Consider the following 16555-nt stretch of genomic DNA (forward strand, 5'->3'; position numbering starts at 1 on the left):
GGTTGCCGGAGCTGGTGTCTAGGGGGCCTTCCCTAGACGCTGCTTGGGTGATCGCTAACCCCAAGCCGGTACGCCTTTGCAGGGCAGGTGCCGTGTTCCGTGCTTACAGCGCACGTCGGCCCTCCCGGAAAGGTAGGGAACGTGACGCTGGGAGTGCAACTCGCGCCGGAAATCCAGGCTCCGCTGACCCATGCGCCGTTCGGGGCGCTGATCGTCGAGCACTCGGGCGTCATCACCTGGGCCAACTCGGTGTGCGCCACCCTTTTCGCCGAGCCCGATCCCGAAAGCCTGCGCCTTGGCCTGCTGTTCGTGTGGTTCTGCGACGAGGACGCAGAAACGCTGCGGCAGATGTTCGAGCTTTTCTTTGCCGCGCCGGTGGCGCAACGCGATCCTTGGACGCGCAAGTTCGTTCTCAACGCTGCGGACGGCTCCCGCCCGAATGTGGCGCTGACGCTTGCACCTGTCACGGGGCTGGAGGACGGAGACGGGGCCCAGCGTGCGGTCGTCTACCTGCGCAACATCACCCGCGAAGTCACCGCCGAGCGTCGGTTCGCCCAGATGTTCGATACGCTGCCGCTCGGTCTGGTAGTCGTCGATGGCAGAGGCCGTATCGCGCAGGCCAATCCTGCTCTCGCCTCGCAGTTCGGCTATCCGGTAGAGGATCTGATCGGGCGGAACCTCGATATCCTTCTGCCCGAGCGCTACCGGATCGCGCATGCCGGGCACGTGGCCGCCTATAGCGCAAGTCCGGCTTCGCGGATGATGGCGCCGAACGAAGAGATCACCGGCCTCCACAGCTCGGGCCGCGAGTTCCCCGTCGAGATCGGCCTCACGCGCTTCGAGAACCCCGGCCAGTCGCTGTGCATGGCGATCGTCAGCGACATCACCTTCCGCAAGCAGTCGCAAACCGCGCTGCAGCAGACCAACGCGCAGCTGGAAGAGTTCACTTATGTCGCCAGCCACGACCTGCGCTCGCCGCTGCGGGGGATCGCCGATCTGGTCAGCTGGATTCGCGAGGACCTTGCCGATGAACATGGCGAGGATGCCTTGCCTCAGGCCGTGCGGCACAACTTCGATCGTATCACGCAGCGGATCGAGCGGTGCGAGCAGATGATCGACGACCTGCTCAGCTATGCCCGGGCAGGCGTGCGCGACCCCCAGGTGCACCGCATCGATCCTCGCGAACTGGTGGAGGAAGCCATGGCCATGGTGGTCATCCCAGAGGGGTTCGAGGTGGAAGTCGATGTCGATGTCGCGGGCGGAACCCTGATGGCGCCGCGCGCGCCCTTGTCTACTTCGCTGCGCAACCTCATCGCCAATGCGGTCAAGCACCACGGCGGTACGACCGGCCGCATTCGCATCGCCATGCGAGAGGAGGGGCGCTTCTCGATCTTCTCGGTCGACGATGATGGGCAGGGCATCCCACCGGGCAACGAGGAGCGCATCTTCAAGCTCTTCCACCGCGCATCGCCGGGGACCGATGGCGACGGTGTCGGCCTCGCCTTCACCAGGCGCATGATCAATGCCCATGGCGGCATGGTGACCGCCAGGGGGCAGGGGGAGCTCGGGGGCGCGAGTTTCGAGGTGCATTGGCCGCGAATCCTCCTGAGGGAGAGTGACGATGATTGAAATGGCGCCCGCCAGGCGCAGCCGCGATACGGTGGACGGCTCGGTGCTGGATTGCACGGTGCTCCTCGTCGACGACGACGATGTCGCGATCGAGGGAGTGCTGCGCAGCTTTCGCAAGCACGAAGTGCCGTGCCGCACGATGACCGCCGGCGATGGCGGCGAGGCGCTCGAGATCCTGCGCGGCAAACATCCGACCAAGCAGCTCGACACTTCTGTAATCGTCCTGCTGGACCTTAACATGCCCGGGATGGACGGCTTCCAGTTCCTGGATGCGCTGCGTGCCGATCCGAAGTTGCGCCGCACCGTCGTCTTCGTGCTGTCCACTTCCGCGCGCGAGCAGGACCGGTGCCGCGCCTACGATGGGCATGTCGCGGGCTACATGGTCAAGTCGAGCGTCGGGCCGCAGTTTGCCAGGCTCGCCGAGTTCATCGGGAAATACGCCGTCACTCAGAAGCTACCCTGACCGGGCCATCGCCAGCAAGGACCCTCGCACTCATGGATCACCTGCATAACGGCACACAGAACATCCACGCTCTCATCGTCGACGATGACGATGTCGACCGCGAGCGCCTGATGCGGATGCTCCGCAGGGGACCACGGGAGATCAGCGTGGAGCAGGCGGGATCGCAGGCGGAGGCGCTGGACATGATCCGCCAGCCCGAGGCGCACTACGACATCGTGTTCCTCGACTTTGGCCTGACCGATGGCGATGGGCGAGACCTGCTGCCGACGATCCGCAACGAAATCGATCCGGACTGCCCGATCATCGCGGTGACCGGCAATGCCGATGAGCAGATCGCGGCGGATTCGATCAAGTCGGGGATGACCGAGTACCTGACCAAGCGCTCGCTCTCGCCCGAGCGGGTGGCGGCGTCGGTGGAGGAAGGCATGGCCTGGCGACAGTACCGGCAGGGGCTGCGCCGGCAGGAAGAGGAACTGACCCACCGGTCGCTTCACGACCCGCTGACCGACCTGCCGAACCGCACGCTTTTTTCGGACCGGCTGGGGCAGTCCTGTGCAAGGGCGCGGCGCAGCGGCGACCCGTTTGCCGTCGTCATGATCGACCTTGATCGCTTCAAGGAGATCAACGACAGCTTCGGCCACGCGGCGGGCGATGCGGTGCTTGTCACCATCGGTCGGCGCCTGCGCGAACACCTGCGCGAGGTGGATACGATCGCGCGGCTCGGCGGGGACGAGTTCGCGATCCTCCTGCAGAACATCGACGGCGACGATTCGGCCAACGCCGTCGCCAAGAAACTGACCGAGATGATCGAGCAGCCCATCGTTCATTCCGGGCGGATGCTCCACGTCGGCGCGTCCATCGGGATGGCGCTTTGCCCGCGGCTCGGCTTCTCGCCTGAAGGACTACTAGCCGCCGCCGACGAGGCGATGTACGAGGCCAAGCGCGGCACCGGCAAAGCCGTGATCGCGCGCGGCGAGGAGAATGCCGCCGCACGTTCGTTCGATCATGGCGGGCTGCTCTCCGACATCGAGCGGGCCATCGCCGATCGGGACTTCCGCTGGCACTGGCAACCCAAGGTGGACATGCGTGATGGCAAAGTGCTCGGTTTCGAGGCGCTGGTCCGCTGGACACATCCGAGCGATGGCCCGATACCGGCCGATGTGCTGATCGAGACGATCGAGCAGTCGCACTTGCTGGAAGCCTTCACCTACCTCAGCCTCGACGTCGTGCTGGAGCAGTTCGCGGCCTTGCAGCACTTGCTGGGAGAGGCGTCGATCTGCATCAACGTCTCCGCCCGAATGCTGGAGCGACCCGGCTTCGTGAGCCACGTCGTCGAAAGTACGGCCCGCCACCAGGTCGACCCCTCGCGCGTGATGCTTGAACTGACGGAGACGGCGCTCATCGCCAATCCGGCGCAGGCGCGGCGCGTGATCGAGCAGTTGCACGACCACCGGATATCTCTCGCCATCGACGACTTCGGCGCGGGCTTCACATCCTTCGGTTACCTGCGCGAATTCGCCGTGAGCGAGATCAAGATCGACCGCTCCTTCATCGCCCGTTTCACTGAAAGCCGTTTTGATCAGTCACTCGTCCACTCTCTCGTGGTGCTGTGCGAAAGCCTTGGCATCCCGCTCGTGGCGGAAGGGGTGGAGAACCCGGAAACGCAGGCGATGCTGGTCGCGATGGGCTGCATCTGCGGGCAGGGCTACGGCATCTGCCGCCCGATGCCCTATGCCGACGTGCGCGGCTGGCTCGATACCTGGAACGCCGAGCGCGAAGTTGCGCGCCTGAGCGCCTGAACGCCCCTCCATCAGCAAGACGGGCGCGGGAACCAGGTTAGGCTCCCGCGCCCGCGCCCGTCTTGCTGCATGCCGCTAGCGTACCTGGGCGATCAGCTGAACTGAATGCCGCCGTCGACCATGATCGACTGTCCGGTCATGTAGTCGCTATCGGGCGAAGCAAGGAAGGAAACGAGCTTGGCGACATCCTCGGGCACGGACACGCGGCCCATGAGGATGCTTTCGGAGTACTTCTTCAGTGCCTCCCCGCGCTGGAGACCTTCTTCTTCGGACAGCTTCTTGTCGATAAGGTCCCACATGTCGGTGCCGACGATACCCGGGCAGTAGGCGTTCACGGTGATGCCGTGTTTCGCCCATTCCATCGCCGCTGCCTGCGTGAGCCCGCGCACGCCCCACTTGGATGCAGAGTAGTGTGCTAGGAGCGCAAAAGGCCGGAATGCCACGATAGATGCGGCGCCGAGGATCTTGCCACCCTTGCCCTGCGCGATCATCTGCTTCGCTGCCGCCTGATAGCTCAGGAACGCGCCGCGAAGATTGACCGACAGCACCTGGTCCCACTCGTCCGCTTCCATCTCGAGAAGCGAAGTCACGCGCGCGATCCCCGCGTTGGCGACCATGACATTGAGCTCGCCGTGCTCGGCCACAGTGCTCTCAACCATCGCGGAGACCTCCGCCGGCTTGGACGCCTCGGCCAGGACCGTGGTGATCTTGCGGCCGGTGGAGCGCAGTTCCTCTGCCGTGGCTTCGAGGAGGTCGGCGTTGGCGGGAATGTCGTTGAGGGCAAGGTCGTGGCCGTCCTCGGCAAGCCGGGCGGCGATTGCCTTGCCGATGCCGCGGGCGGAACCAGTGACGAGGGCGACGGAAGATTCGACGGTTCGGGCCATGACGGCAACTCCTCTTCTTATGAACAGGAGCTTCACTTCAGGATCGGCGTTCTTCCATAAAAGAGATCAGTTTGATCGCTGTGATGCCTTTCGGAGATCGCATGAAGCTGCACCATGTCAGGCATTTCCTGGCCATAGCCGAACATGGAAGCCTGCACCGCGCCGCAGTTCACCTCGGAGCTGCCCAGTCCGCGCTCAGTCGCAGCCTTGCCGAACTGGAGGCAAGCCTCGGTACGGTCCTGGTGGAGCGCAGCCGCAACGGCTCGCTCCTCACCGCTGCAGGTCATCGCTTCGTCACCCGGGCGCGCGCCATCGAGGAGGAGATGCGCCGGGCGATGGAAGAGGCGCGCCAGCACGCCGGGATAAAGGCCGGCACGGTAACGGTTGGCATGTCCCCGACTGGGCAGATGCTCCTGCTGCCGCGCGTCCTGAACCGCTTCTACGAGGCCTGGCCCGATGTCACGCTTTCCATCCATGATGCCATGGCGGAGGACTGCGAGGCAGGGTTGGTGGAGGGAAGACTGGATTTCTTCGCAGGAGCCTGTCCGCACCGGCCACTCGACCCGCGCTTGCGGCACGGCCCGCTCTGCGGTGTCGAGCGGATCGTGCTCGCCCGTCCCGGCAGCCGCTGGCAGGGGGAAAGCACCCTTCGCAGCCTGGGCGGGGCGCCGTGGATAGCAGTCCGCGCCAACGGGCAGACACAGGCGGACCACGACGCGGTTTTCGAAGCGTTGGGGCTGGCTGTGCCGCGCCCTGTCGGCATCGCCAGTTCCATGCTGACCGTGTGGCTGCTCCTTAGGGCGGTGGATGCACTGGTCATCGTGCCACGCGCCTGGTGGGACGAGACACCCACCAGCGGCGTGTTCACCAAGATCGAGGTGGAGGAGCCGCTGGGCGCGGTCGATCTGTGCACGGTGCGGCGGGCAACGTTGCCGCTGACGCCCGCCGCTCAGTACTTCTACGATCTCATCACCGGTCTCCAGCCGCGAAGCTGAGCCGGCCGTGGGGTGGCGAACGGCCTCGTCGGCGCTATCCGGCGCGTGTCTTCAGCACGCGTCCGACCGCCGCCCGCACGTCCCGCTCACCATACGGCTTCGTGACGACGGGCACGTTGGCGAACTGGCCCGCCTGCAGCGAACGCTCGCCATAGCCGCTGGCGAAGATGAAAGGCACGCCGCGCTTTGCAAGCTCTTCGGCGACGGGCAGGCTGGTATCCCTGCCCAGGTTGACGTCGAGCATGGCGAAGCTCACCTGCGTGCGCTCGATGATCTCCATGGCGGTGTTGACCGACCCAGCGATGCGGCAATCCGAGAAGCCGAACCCGCGCAGCAGGTCTTCGGCCTCCATGCCGATGATGACGTTGTCCTCGACGACGAGGGCTGTGCCGCCCGCCAGAAGCGCCGCCACTTCGGTCGCTGCGGGAGGCTCTGCTGCCACTTCGCGCATCGGCACGCCCGGTGCCTCGAAGCTGGAGACGTGGTCCGCCGGGATGAGGAACAGCGCGTGCAGGCCCTCTCGCGGGTAGACGACAGAGGCGGAGCCGTTCAGTTCGTGCGGGATCGTGCGCTCGATGATGGTCGAGCCGAAGCCACGCCGGGTCGGTGTTTCGACCGGGGGACCGCCTTCCTCTCGCCAATCCAGCTCCAGCGAGCCGTCATCGCCCCGGCTGAGCGTGATCTGGATGGTGCCAGCCATATCCGAAAGCGCGCCATACTTGCACGAATTGGTCGTCAGTTCGTGGATGACGAGCGCCAGCGTGGTGAAGGCGCTCGGCGCCACGAGGGCATCGGGCCCATCGATCACCACGCGGTCGATACTGTGGCTGGCGTAAGCGGCCGTTTCAGTCCGGATGAGCTCGTAGAGTGAGGAGGGCGACCAGTCCGTGCGGGTCACCTGATCGTGCGCGCGGGCGAGCGCATGGATGCGGCTGCCGACGATCTCGGCGAACTCGTTGATCGAGCTTGCGCCATCCTTGCTCTGCGCCACCAGGCCGCGGATCAGGTTGAGGATGTTGCGGACGCGGTGGTTGAGCTCCGCGATCAGCATGTCCTGCTGGCGGCTCGCCTGCTCACGCTCGGAATGCGCCGCATCGGCAAGACGCAGCACCACCTCGAGCAAGGTGACGCGCAGCGATTCGGCCGCCGAGACTTCCTCGTCCGTCCAGGGGCGGGAGTGGCCCCGCCGTTCCTCGCGCCAGATCTCGAAGCTCTTGCGCGGAGTGAGGCGGATGCCATTGGGGCCCAGCTCCACCGGCTTCTCGGGATTGCCGGCCCACTTGACCTCCCGCACCTGCTCGGCACGGAAAAGGACGATGTAGTCGCGCGGAGACCGGCTGACGGGCAGGGCAAGGACCCCTGCCGCCTTGTCCGCCCACTCTGCCGCGGCCGGGTAGACCGTGCCGATAGCGTCCGTGGACCACACCGTGCTCGATCCGGCGGTGTTGAGGAACCGCGCAAGGCTGGCGAACTGCGCGCGATCGGGGGTCAGCCCATTGGCGACGAACCTGCCGTCTACCCAGCCGACCACGCCGTCGAAGGGGATGACATGGCCGATCGACTCGGTGAACTCGGAAAAGGCTTCCAGCAGGGCGCCGCCAGCAGCGACGCGGGCCATGATCTCGTCATGCAGCCGCATCGATTCCGCGCGCTTGGCGACAGAGAAGTCCGTTTCCTTCTGCTCGAGCAGGTAGGAGAAGAATTCGCCGAACAGTTCGGCCGCGGTGCGCACCGAGTACGAAAGGACGAGGGGCGAATAGTGGTGGCACGCGATCAGGCCCCACAGCTTGCCCCTGCGCATGATCGACACCGACATGGAGGCTTTGATGCCCATGTTGCGCAGGTACTCGATGTGGATCGGCGAAACGGCGCGCAGCCCGGACATCGAAAGATCGAGCGGGTCGCCGTTCGGCCCCACAGTCGGATGGATCGGCACGGTCGGATCGTCGACGTCGCTGATGATCCGCAGCATGTTGCGGGTGTATAGCCGGCGGGCCTGAGCGGGGATGTCGGAGGCGGGGAAATGCTGGCCCTTGAAGCTGTCCACCATGCCGTTCAGGCTCTCGGCGATGACCTCGCCCGCGCCGTCGCCCTCGAAGCGGTAGACCATCACCCGGTCGAATCCGGTGAGGCCGCGCAGTTGCCGCGCCGCGCTGGCGCACAGCTGCTCGATCGTCGGCGACTGGCGCAGCCGTTCGATCATCGGGCGCACGTATGTGACGAAGTCCCGTCGACGCCCGCTCTCGTGCGGCTCGATCTCGAGCACGAACGAGCGCCCGGAAACGTGGACGGCCACGTCATAGACACGGCCGTCGCCCACGAGGTCGATCTCGAAGATGCGCTCGACCGTGCTGGCGCTGCCCAGGATCTGCAGGCGGGTGCGGATGTCGTGAAGCGCGCTGCCGGTGATGAACTCGGTCGCCGAAAGGCCGACGAGATCCTGAGCGTGCCGGCCGAACAGCTCCGAGCAGTTCAGCGAGGCGTGGTTGATGATCCAGTCGCTCGAAAACGAAAGGAGCCAGCCGAAGCTCTGTATCCGGCCGATGATGTGGATAGGCTCAAGGTCGCAGGTGGTCAGATCGACGCGCGGGGTGTCATGTCCGTCAGCCATCCGAGGGATGTCCGGCGCTGAGAGCGAAGCCCTCGGCAAAGGTGTCGAACGCGGCCACCGCAGCACGGCGCGTGGCTTCGGTCCCGGCGGCATCGGCCGACTGGCTGCGCAGGTGCGGCACCAGCGCCTTCCATGCCTCGTGGCCGCGGCCGTCGGTCATGTAAGCGGAGCGGAAGCCCTCGGCTTCGCCCCAGTAGCCGCGCTGGCGGATCATCGCGAGCCCCAGGCGCGAGCCGCAGACGACGTAGCCGACGCCCGCCTCACCACCAGGAGCCAGGGTGGCGGCCGGCGTTTCGAGCGCGGGAAGCGCATCGGCGTCCACGTCCAGCGCCGCCAGGTCGGCTCGCAGCATGGCTGGGTAATCGGGGCAGGCGAGCTGGAGGTCTTCCTCGACGAAGCGACGGAAGGCGGGAAACAGGGGAGCGAGGCCAATCGCATGGGCGGCCAGGAAGCGGGCAAGATCCGCGCGGCGGGAAAGGTCCAGCGAACCGAAGGAGGCATCGAGGCTCTCGTGCGATGGCCCTGTCGCCTGCCGCAGAAGGCTGAGCAGGTCGGACTTCGGGGATGCTACTTCGGCTTGCATGGATATCCGCTTGAAAACCTTCTTCATGGATGGAAGCGAGCGGATCAGGCGCCCAGCCTGCGGAACACGCTCCCTCCAGGAATGTTCCTAAGTAACACAATTCGGCCTGCATAGCATCCCGCAATCGCTGCGTCTGTTCACTTATGACCGCAAGACGGTGGAACCACGCCGGCTTCCAGGGGTTCTCCTGCGGATGGTCCCGGGGGGCGGATCACGCGCGTCAAGGATGATAGATGAGCACCATCCCGCAAACCAGCCCGGTGTCGGCGGCGGCCATCGCCGGCAACGACCTGCTTTCCGCACTCAGGCAGCCCGACCTCGCGCTGCTGGAGGCCAAGCTCGGCGAATGCAGGTTGAAGGCGGGCGAGATCATCTACAACCCGGGGGACAGCGTCGAGTACTGCTACTTCCCCACCGAGGGAGCCATGAGCTCCTATTTCGTCGAGATGGACGACGGCATGGCGGTCGAGACGATCCTCGTGGGCCGGGAAGGCGCCCTTGGCGGTATCGTCAGCCACGGCTCGCTCCCTGCCTATGCGCGCGCCAACGTGCTGCACGAGGGGACGTTCCTGCGCATCTCCGCCCGCGATCTCGAGGCTGCGAAGGAGCAGTCGCCCGCGATCTCGCGCCTCTTCGCGCGTTATGCGGATTGCGTGATGGCTCAGGTGTTCCAGTCCATCGCCTGCAACGCGGTGCACACGATCGAGCAGCGCGCCGCCAAGTGGCTCTCCGCCGCCGTGGACCGGATCGGGCGCAACGACGTGACGATGACGCAGGAACAGCTTGCCTCCATGATGGGCATCGGCCGCAGCTACGCCAGCCGCGTGCTCCAGCGCTTTAAGCGTGAGGGGATGGTGCGCACCCGGCGCGGCGGGATCGAGGTGCTCGACCGTGGCAGCCTTAAGGATCGGGCCTGCGTGTGCAACGAGCAGGTGGAAGGCCACTTCCGCCGCGTGCTGGGCGAAGTCTATCCGCGCGAGGGTTGAACGCGATATGTCTGCAATATCGCTATAGCTCAAGTAAAGGGAAGTTCGCCTTTCCAGCGAAACGTGTTCGGAAGCGACGTAAAGCGCGGGAAGGACGAGCCGTTCTCGACGGCAGTCGAATTGCCGTCATTATTACGCCATCGATCTGCCATCAAACTTGCGTGTTGTTGTCATGAACCGCCCCTAGCAGTCGCCTCGCGACCATCAACAGGGGGCCGACCATGACCGATACGAATCCCGCCACCACCTATACGGACGGCGGCGTCAACACGAACGACTCCACGCAGCGCACGCTCGAGAGCATGGCAGCGGAGCGCTATTCGCGCCGCCAGGCGATGTTCCGCGGCGCCGGCGCGACCACGATGGCATTCATGGGCACCGGCCTGCTCGCAGCCTGCGGCGACGATGACGACAATGCGCCCGGCTACGGCGGCGTCACCGTCTCGGTCGGCGACAACGCCGCTACCAGCACCGGCCGCGTGGTCACGCTGACCGGTTCCGCCAGCGGCACGCTTGGCACCACCGCCCCCAGCTGGAACCAGACCGGCGGCCCCGCCGTCGCTCTCACCGGCACCGGCAACACCGTGAGCTTCATCGCGCCCGCCGTTTCGACCGTCACCGACCTGGTCTTCACCTACACCGCCGTCTCCGCCTATGGTGAGAGCGCCAGCGGCACGACCACGATCCGCGTCTCGCCCGCAGTGCTCGGGTTCAGCGCCGTGGCGCACAGCCTTGCCGACGTCGTCGTGGTGCCGGAAGGCTACTCCGTCACCGTCATGACCCGCCTGGGCGATCCGCTCGCCGCAGGCGTCGCCGCTTACAAGAACGACGGTACCGACACAGACTACGACAAGCGCATCGGCGATCATCACGACGCGCTCTCCTGGTTCGGTCTCTCGGCATCGGGCGGCGTCGACGCGGCCAACTCGACCCGCGGTCTCCTGGTCCAGAACCACGAGAACATCACGCAGAAGTACCTGCATGCAGCCGCTCCCTCGACCGGCGCGCGCAACGAGGCCGAAGTCATCAAGGAGATGAACTGCCACGGCGTCTCGGTCACCGAATACAACGATGCCGGCGGCCGTAAGTGGAGCTACAAGCAGGACTCCACCTTCAACCGTCGCATCACCCCGTTCACCGAGATGTCGTTCCACGGTCCGGCGGCCGGCTCGGCGATGCTGCGCACCCAGTACTCGCCCGATGGCACCAAGGGCCGGGGAACCATCAACAACTGCGCCAACGGCATGACCGGCTGGAACACCTACCTCACCTGCGAGGAGAACTACGCCGGCTACTTCCGCCGCGATGCCTCGGACGATGCGCTGCGCACCACGCGCGAACTGATGTCGCTGCGCCGCAACGGCGTCACCAGCCGCTCGGGCAGCTACTCGTGGTCGAGCGCCGCCACCACCAACACCGCGATCACCCGCTGGAACGCCACCATCAGCAGCGCTACCGCCACTTCGGCGGATGACTACCGCTACGAGATGAACCAGATGGGCTGGGTGGTCGAGATCGACCCGTACAATCCCGCATCGACCCCGCGCAAGCGCACTGCCCTCGGCCGCTTTGGCCACGAAGGCGCTTTCGTGCGGATCGCCGCCGACCAGAAGGTCGGCTTCTACATGGGCGACGATTCGGGCGGCGAGTACCTCTACAAGTTCGTCTCCAACGCCACCTGGGCCGCAGCGGACGCCAACGCCGCCGACCGCCTGGCCATCGGCGACAAGTACATGGACAACGGCACCCTCTATGTCGCCCGCTTCGATGCGGACGGTACCGGGCAGTGGCTGCCGCTGGTGTTCGGCCAGGTTCCTCCCCGCCCGGCGAGCGGCACCAATTATCCCGAACCCTACGTGTTCGCCGACCAGGCCGATATCTGCGTCAACACCCGCTTCGCGGCGGACGCGGTCGGCGCAACCCCGATGGACCGTCCGGAGTGGACGACCGGCAACCCGATGACCGGCGAGATCTATCTCACGCTCACCAACAACAGCGGCCGCACTCCGGCGACGACGAACGCGGCGAACCCGCGCGCGTACCAGAACAACCCCGGTACCGGCAGCCGCAACAACCCCAACGGCCACATCGTGCGTATCCGCGAGACGGGCGACAACACCGATGCCAAGACGTTCGCCTGGGACATCTACATGTTCGGCGTCGACTCCACCGACTACCCGAGCAATCCCAACGTCAACGTCTCGGGCCTCACCCCGGCCAACGACTTCTCGAGCCCGGACGGCGCGTTCTTCTCGCGCTCGAGCAACGTCGGCGGCCAGGTCAACCCGCTCCTGTGGATCGAGACCGACGACGGCGCGATGACCGATCGCACCAACTGCATGCTGCTGGCGGCGCTTCCGGGCCACGTCGGCGACGGCGGCGCGGTGACCATCGACAACGGCGGCGTCACCCAGAACTCGATCGTTGGCGCGAAGGCGACCGCAGCCAACCTGCGCCGCTTCCTGGTCGGTCCGGTGGACTGCGAAATCACCGGCATCGACACGACCCCCGATGGCCGCACGATGTTCGTCGGCATCCAGCACCCGGGCGACAGCGGCACGATCGCGGCTCCCGGTGGCCACTGGCCCTACACGCAGGATGGCAGCACGCCCGCGGAAACCACTCGCCCGCGCTCGGCGCTGGTGGCGATCACCAAGAACGATGGCGGCGTGATCGGTCTCTGATCGACTGACCACCTGCCAAGGTACAGAGGGGAGGGAGCGCCGCAGGGCGCTTCCTCCCTTCGTTTTTCATGAGGAATGCGCCCGGCTCATCGCCGGGGCGTTGCGCTTGGCCGGCTCTGGAAACGGGATGGCGCTTGTTTTAGTAGACATCGGTGTTGAATATAATTGCGCGGCCGCCGCGATGCTCCCGTGTTATCGGAGCGCGGCTGTCCGCGCGCGGGAGACGCTAGATGAACAAGCCGCCGTTTGACCAGCGCGAAGCGTTCGAGCCGCATCGCCTCACTGCGGCCGATATGGACGCAGAAGTCCTTTCCACTTACCCGACCGAAGCGTTCCTTTCGAAGGACTACCTCCAGGCCGAGAAGACGCTGCTCTGGCCAAGGGTCTGGCAAATGGTCGAGCGCGAGAGCGACCTGCCCGAGCCGGGAGACTGGCTGACCTACGATGTCGCGGACGAATCGATCATCGTGCTTCGCAAGGACGATGGCACGCTCAGGGCTTTCCACAATGTCTGTCCGCACCGGGGGCGGCAGCTCGTCTCGGTACCGAACATGCTGCCGGGAAAGGTCCACGACGTTCGCGGAAGCAACCGGCGCAGCTTCATCTGCGGTTTCCATGGCTGGACCTTCGATCTGGACGGCCAGAACACCTACATCCTCGATCCGCAGGACTGGCAAAACAAGCTCACGCCCGAGATGACATGCCTCTCGGAGGTCCAGGTCGACACCTGGGGCGGCTTCATCTACGTGAACATGGACCCGGACGCCGCGCCGCTGAAGGAGTGGATGGGCCGCGCGGGCGAGGTCCTGTCGCACTTCGAGCTGGAGAAGATGCACTACAAGTGGCGCCAGTGGGCCGTCTACGACTGCAACTGGAAGACCGCGATCGAAGCGTTCCTCGAACCCTACCACGTTGCCGGCACGCACACCCAGCTGCTTGCCTACGGGGACTACTATGCGCTTTCCAGGCAGTACGGACTGCATTCGGTCTCCAGCTACGACACGCGGGACGCCAAGTTCGAGATGAGCGAGAGCGCGGGCACCACCCGCGCCGGCAAGGGCGATGACCCGCGTGTCTCGACCTACGAGCTGATCCGCGAGAACTACGAGACGGTGAACTACTCCGCCTCCACCGAAACACTGGTGAGGGCCGCGAGCCGCCTCCAGACCGAGCTGCCCGAAACCGCGACGCCGCAGGAGTGCATCGCCCACTGGCTCAAGTCCGCCAGAGCAGACGATGCCGCGCGTGGCGTCGTGTGGCCGGACGTGCCGCCCGAGATCAAGAAGGAGAGCGGGCTCGCCTGGGGCCTGTTCCCGAACCAGAACATCCTCCACGGCGAGACTTTCGGGCTGTGCTACCGCGTGCGTCCCTATGGCGACGACCCGGACAAGTGCGTGTTCGAAAGCTACGCGCTTGAGCGGTTCCCGGAAGGGGAGGCGCCGCAGACCGAATGGACTTATGCCGAGCCTGTCGGCGAGCTGTGGGGTTCGGTGCTCGCGCAGGATTTCTCGAACATGCAGTTCGTGCAGAAAGGCATGAAGTCCAGCGGCTTTCGTGGCCCGCTGCCCAACCCGCACCAGGAGCAGAAGGTCATCAACCTGCACCGCAACCTTGCCGGGTTCATGCGCGGACGCGGCGCGCCGACCCGGCTGGACATCTGAACGCCGCGCTCAGGCGCCGCCGTAGCTTTCCAGTTCCTCGTCCGCCCACGCCTCGCGCTCGGCGGCGAGCTCGGCCTGGTAGGCGAGGTCGCGCTCGCGCATCTTCTCGATCTTGGCGTCGATGCGGTCGAGGATGACCTCGGAGGAGGGCTGGCGCGATTGGTAGTCGGCCAGCACCCGCTCGTAGAGCGCCGATCCCGGCTGCGGGTCGCGCGGATCGGGGGAATAGCGCGCGGCGCGGCGGCTGCGCAGCAGGAACAGCATGAGCGCGGTGTCGTGGCGCACGTAGGTGGTGACGACCTGCCCCAGGCTCACCACCGGGCGCTCCTCGCCCTGGATCGCGCGTTCGAGGGCACAGTCCTCCAGCCGCATCATGCCCCGGTCGACCGCCATGTCCCATGCGGCCGAGAACCCTTCCGCGCCCTTGCGGTGACGCAGTTTGTAAAGCGCCTCGAGGCTCGCCCCGATAGCCCGCGCCGCCTGTGTGACGATCCCGCTGGCGGCGAGAGCGGCGATGAACATCCGCTGCCGCTCGGGCGTGATCGAATTGCGGCGCGGCGCCGCATGGATATAAGGCGCGAAGCCGAGCAGCGGATCGTCCTCCTCCGGCGGCTCCTCGAAGAAGGCGGCGGACGACGTGCGCCGCCCCGGCCGCACCGACCGGCACCCGCACGCCCCCTGCATCGCGCCTCCGGACCCCAGTCCGGGCACCTCGCCTGCAGCGGAGGGGAAGGGAGGGGCGCCTGCTTCGGAAAATGGCACGCGGAGGCGCGGAGATGCGGAGAGGTCCACCGCAGGCAGGGTCTCGGCAGGCAGGATGTCGTGGCTGGGCGAAAGGCTGCGATCGGAACGCGACATAAGGCAGGTCACTCCGTGTTGGAATGGACGGTTCCCATGGCGGACCTGCCTATCAAGGTTCGGGGTGTGTAGGAAAATGGTTTGTGGGCTGACGGGGACGGTAGGCGCGGAGTGGCCGTTTGCCGACCGGCAGGTCTCGGATGGAATAAGAGTCATGCCGCCGTTCGCCTTTCGAATAGCAATTGACGCTTGTGCTGGACCTAATTTTCAGTTCGCCGAACAGCTAAGGCATGGCCGCTTTGTTGGCCTATTATGCCCAAGGTACACCCGGCGCTGCTGGGGACAGCGTCGCGGTAGGCACAAAGTCGACGGTTGGCATTGTCACAAGTTCAATTGAGAGGTTGCGGCGTCTTTGCTTCAACGCATGCATCCGGTTGGCGGCCTTTCGACCTTCATCGCTGCTAGCGCCGACAAAATGGCGATAGGTTCCTAAAGCGATCAAGATTTGATCTATTACTTCAGCGCGCTCTTTGTCCGATCTTGCCGATTTAAGATCAGCGTAGGATCGGCGGAGGCGCTGATGTAGTGCGGTAGGTGCTAAAACTCTCTTTCCAGCAATTGGAACACCCGTGATTACAACGGGACGCGCTGCCTCAAGGAACTCGATCTTATGGGTGTTAAAGCCACCGGAACGGATTTCAGAACGAACAGCGGCTAAAAACTCGCCAGTTATTCCTTGGCCGGATATTGTAAGATCGTCGACGTAAAGTGACATTTCAAATCCGGCTTCCCTCACCAGCTGATACACGCGGTCGAACATAGGGCGGTGGATTAACGACGTAAGGACGGGGCTTATTGGTGACCCGAATGGCATTTTGCGGTCGATAGCCACGAGCTTCGCGAAAAGCCCTGCAACATCCTCTCTCATCCCTACGGTGTAATGGGCCCAGCGCCAGATGTCCTCTACAGTTGTCTGGGGATAGAACTGGCTAATATCTACCTTCAGCACCTGAGCGCTTGAAGCATGAAGAAATGCGTTGTCGCGCTGTCCACGGCCCTTTCTTGGACTATATAGGTACGGCGGTTGCTTGATCTTGTTGAGATGCCCCTTCAACCTTTCGTGAACGGCGCGTAGCTTCCCCCTAGGGATAGCCAGTTTGCGAAGCTTTCCCTTGATATTTTCGTCACGGCGGTGAACATAATTTTCATGGTCGCGAACCAGCGCTTCAAGTCGGTCTTTGGTCGTACCGAGCAGAACCGCAAGGTCTCGTTGCGTAAGCTTTTTTGTCCACGGAGAATCCGCTAACTCGTAACGTTCGTAACGAGGGCGCTTAGCAGCCCGCTGCCGAAGTCGATTTTTCGGGACGGCGCTCAGCCCGGCCCCGCAGACATGATGATCAGCAGCACGCCGGCTTCGGCTGCGACTTGGCCGACGAGGGCGAAGATCAGCGCGTTTTCGGTC

The 16555-nt window shown here is 65.0% G+C and carries 12 protein-coding genes; 7 read left to right on the forward strand and 5 right to left on the reverse strand.

Annotated features, from left to right (window positions below; genetic code table 11):
- The first annotated feature begins 141 nt into the window (after positions 1 to 141).
- Genes GR702_RS08050 through GR702_RS08060 form a run of 3 tightly spaced genes read left to right on the forward strand, consistent with a single transcriptional unit; the run spans position 142 to position 3891 of the window.
- On the forward strand, positions 142 to 1629 hold the full coding sequence (locus GR702_RS08050) for a sensor histidine kinase (RefSeq protein ID WP_337192550.1): 1488 nt from the start codon (positions 142 to 144) through the stop codon (positions 1627 to 1629).
- Entirely contained in the window at positions 1622 to 2092 is a 471-nt protein-coding gene (locus tag GR702_RS08055; protein ID WP_202408125.1) for a response regulator, read from the forward strand. Before GR702_RS08050 ends, GR702_RS08055 begins: the two co-directional genes overlap by 8 nt.
- Before the next feature lie 32 nt (positions 2093 to 2124).
- Positions 2125 to 3891, forward strand: coding sequence for a GGDEF domain-containing response regulator (locus GR702_RS08060; RefSeq protein ID WP_160985444.1), 1767 nt, complete (start codon positions 2125 to 2127; stop codon positions 3889 to 3891).
- Between the two features lie 92 nt (positions 3892 to 3983).
- Here the strand turns inward: GR702_RS08060 and GR702_RS08065 are convergent, their stop codons facing one another.
- Positions 3984 to 4775 (reverse strand): SDR family oxidoreductase, encoded by a 792-nt coding sequence (locus tag GR702_RS08065; RefSeq protein WP_160985445.1) that lies wholly within the window; start codon positions 4773 to 4775, stop codon positions 3984 to 3986.
- Between the two features lie 101 nt (positions 4776 to 4876).
- Here GR702_RS08065 and GR702_RS08070 point away from each other — a divergent pair, with 101 nt between their 5' ends.
- Entirely contained in the window at positions 4877 to 5770 is an 894-nt protein-coding gene (locus GR702_RS08070; RefSeq protein ID WP_160985446.1) for a LysR family transcriptional regulator, read from the forward strand.
- 34 nt (positions 5771 to 5804) lie between these two features.
- Here GR702_RS08070 and GR702_RS08075 read toward each other — a convergent pair whose 3' ends face one another.
- Together GR702_RS08075 and GR702_RS08080 are read right to left on the reverse strand one after the other, a co-directional pair.
- Positions 5805 to 8381: an HWE histidine kinase domain-containing protein gene (locus GR702_RS08075; protein ID WP_160985447.1), complete on the reverse strand. Its 2577-nt coding sequence runs from the start codon at positions 8379 to 8381 to the stop codon at positions 5805 to 5807.
- Positions 8374 to 8964: a biliverdin-producing heme oxygenase gene (locus GR702_RS08080; protein WP_160985448.1), complete on the reverse strand. Its 591-nt coding sequence runs from the start codon at positions 8962 to 8964 to the stop codon at positions 8374 to 8376. The genes GR702_RS08075 and GR702_RS08080 overlap by 8 nt, the downstream gene beginning before the upstream one ends.
- Positions 8965 to 9197: 233 nt before the next feature.
- Between GR702_RS08080 and GR702_RS08085 the strand changes: the two genes are divergently transcribed.
- The 3 genes from GR702_RS08085 (at position 9198) to GR702_RS08095 (ending at position 14295) form a co-directional block, all read left to right on the forward strand.
- Positions 9198 to 9950 (forward strand): Crp/Fnr family transcriptional regulator, encoded by a 753-nt coding sequence (locus GR702_RS08085; RefSeq protein ID WP_160985449.1) that lies wholly within the window; start codon positions 9198 to 9200, stop codon positions 9948 to 9950.
- Positions 9951 to 10171: 221 nt separating this feature from the next.
- Positions 10172 to 12634 carry a PhoX family protein gene (locus GR702_RS08090; RefSeq protein WP_160985450.1) on the forward strand — a complete coding sequence of 821 codons (2463 nt, stop codon included), beginning with the start codon at positions 10172 to 10174 and terminating at the stop codon, positions 12632 to 12634.
- Between the two features lie 230 nt (positions 12635 to 12864).
- Positions 12865 to 14295, forward strand: a complete 1431-nt coding sequence (locus GR702_RS08095; RefSeq protein ID WP_160985451.1) for an aromatic ring-hydroxylating oxygenase subunit alpha — start codon at positions 12865 to 12867, stop codon at positions 14293 to 14295.
- Positions 14296 to 14304: 9 nt separating this feature from the next.
- Here GR702_RS08095 and GR702_RS22290 read toward each other — a convergent pair whose 3' ends face one another.
- Both GR702_RS22290 and GR702_RS08105 read right to left on the reverse strand, forming a co-directional pair.
- A complete protein-coding gene (locus tag GR702_RS22290) occupies positions 14305 to 15153 on the reverse strand; it encodes a hypothetical protein (protein ID WP_237449605.1) in 849 nt (282 codons plus the stop codon).
- Between the two features lie 250 nt (positions 15154 to 15403).
- Positions 15404 to 16468, reverse strand: a complete 1065-nt coding sequence (locus tag GR702_RS08105) for a reverse transcriptase family protein (RefSeq protein WP_337192552.1) — start codon at positions 16466 to 16468, stop codon at positions 15404 to 15406.
- Positions 16469 to 16555: the final 87 nt, after the last annotated feature.

This window comes from Novosphingobium silvae, assembly GCF_009856825.1.
In the GTDB taxonomy this organism is placed as follows: Bacteria; Pseudomonadota; Alphaproteobacteria; order Sphingomonadales; family Sphingomonadaceae; genus Novosphingobium; species Novosphingobium silvae.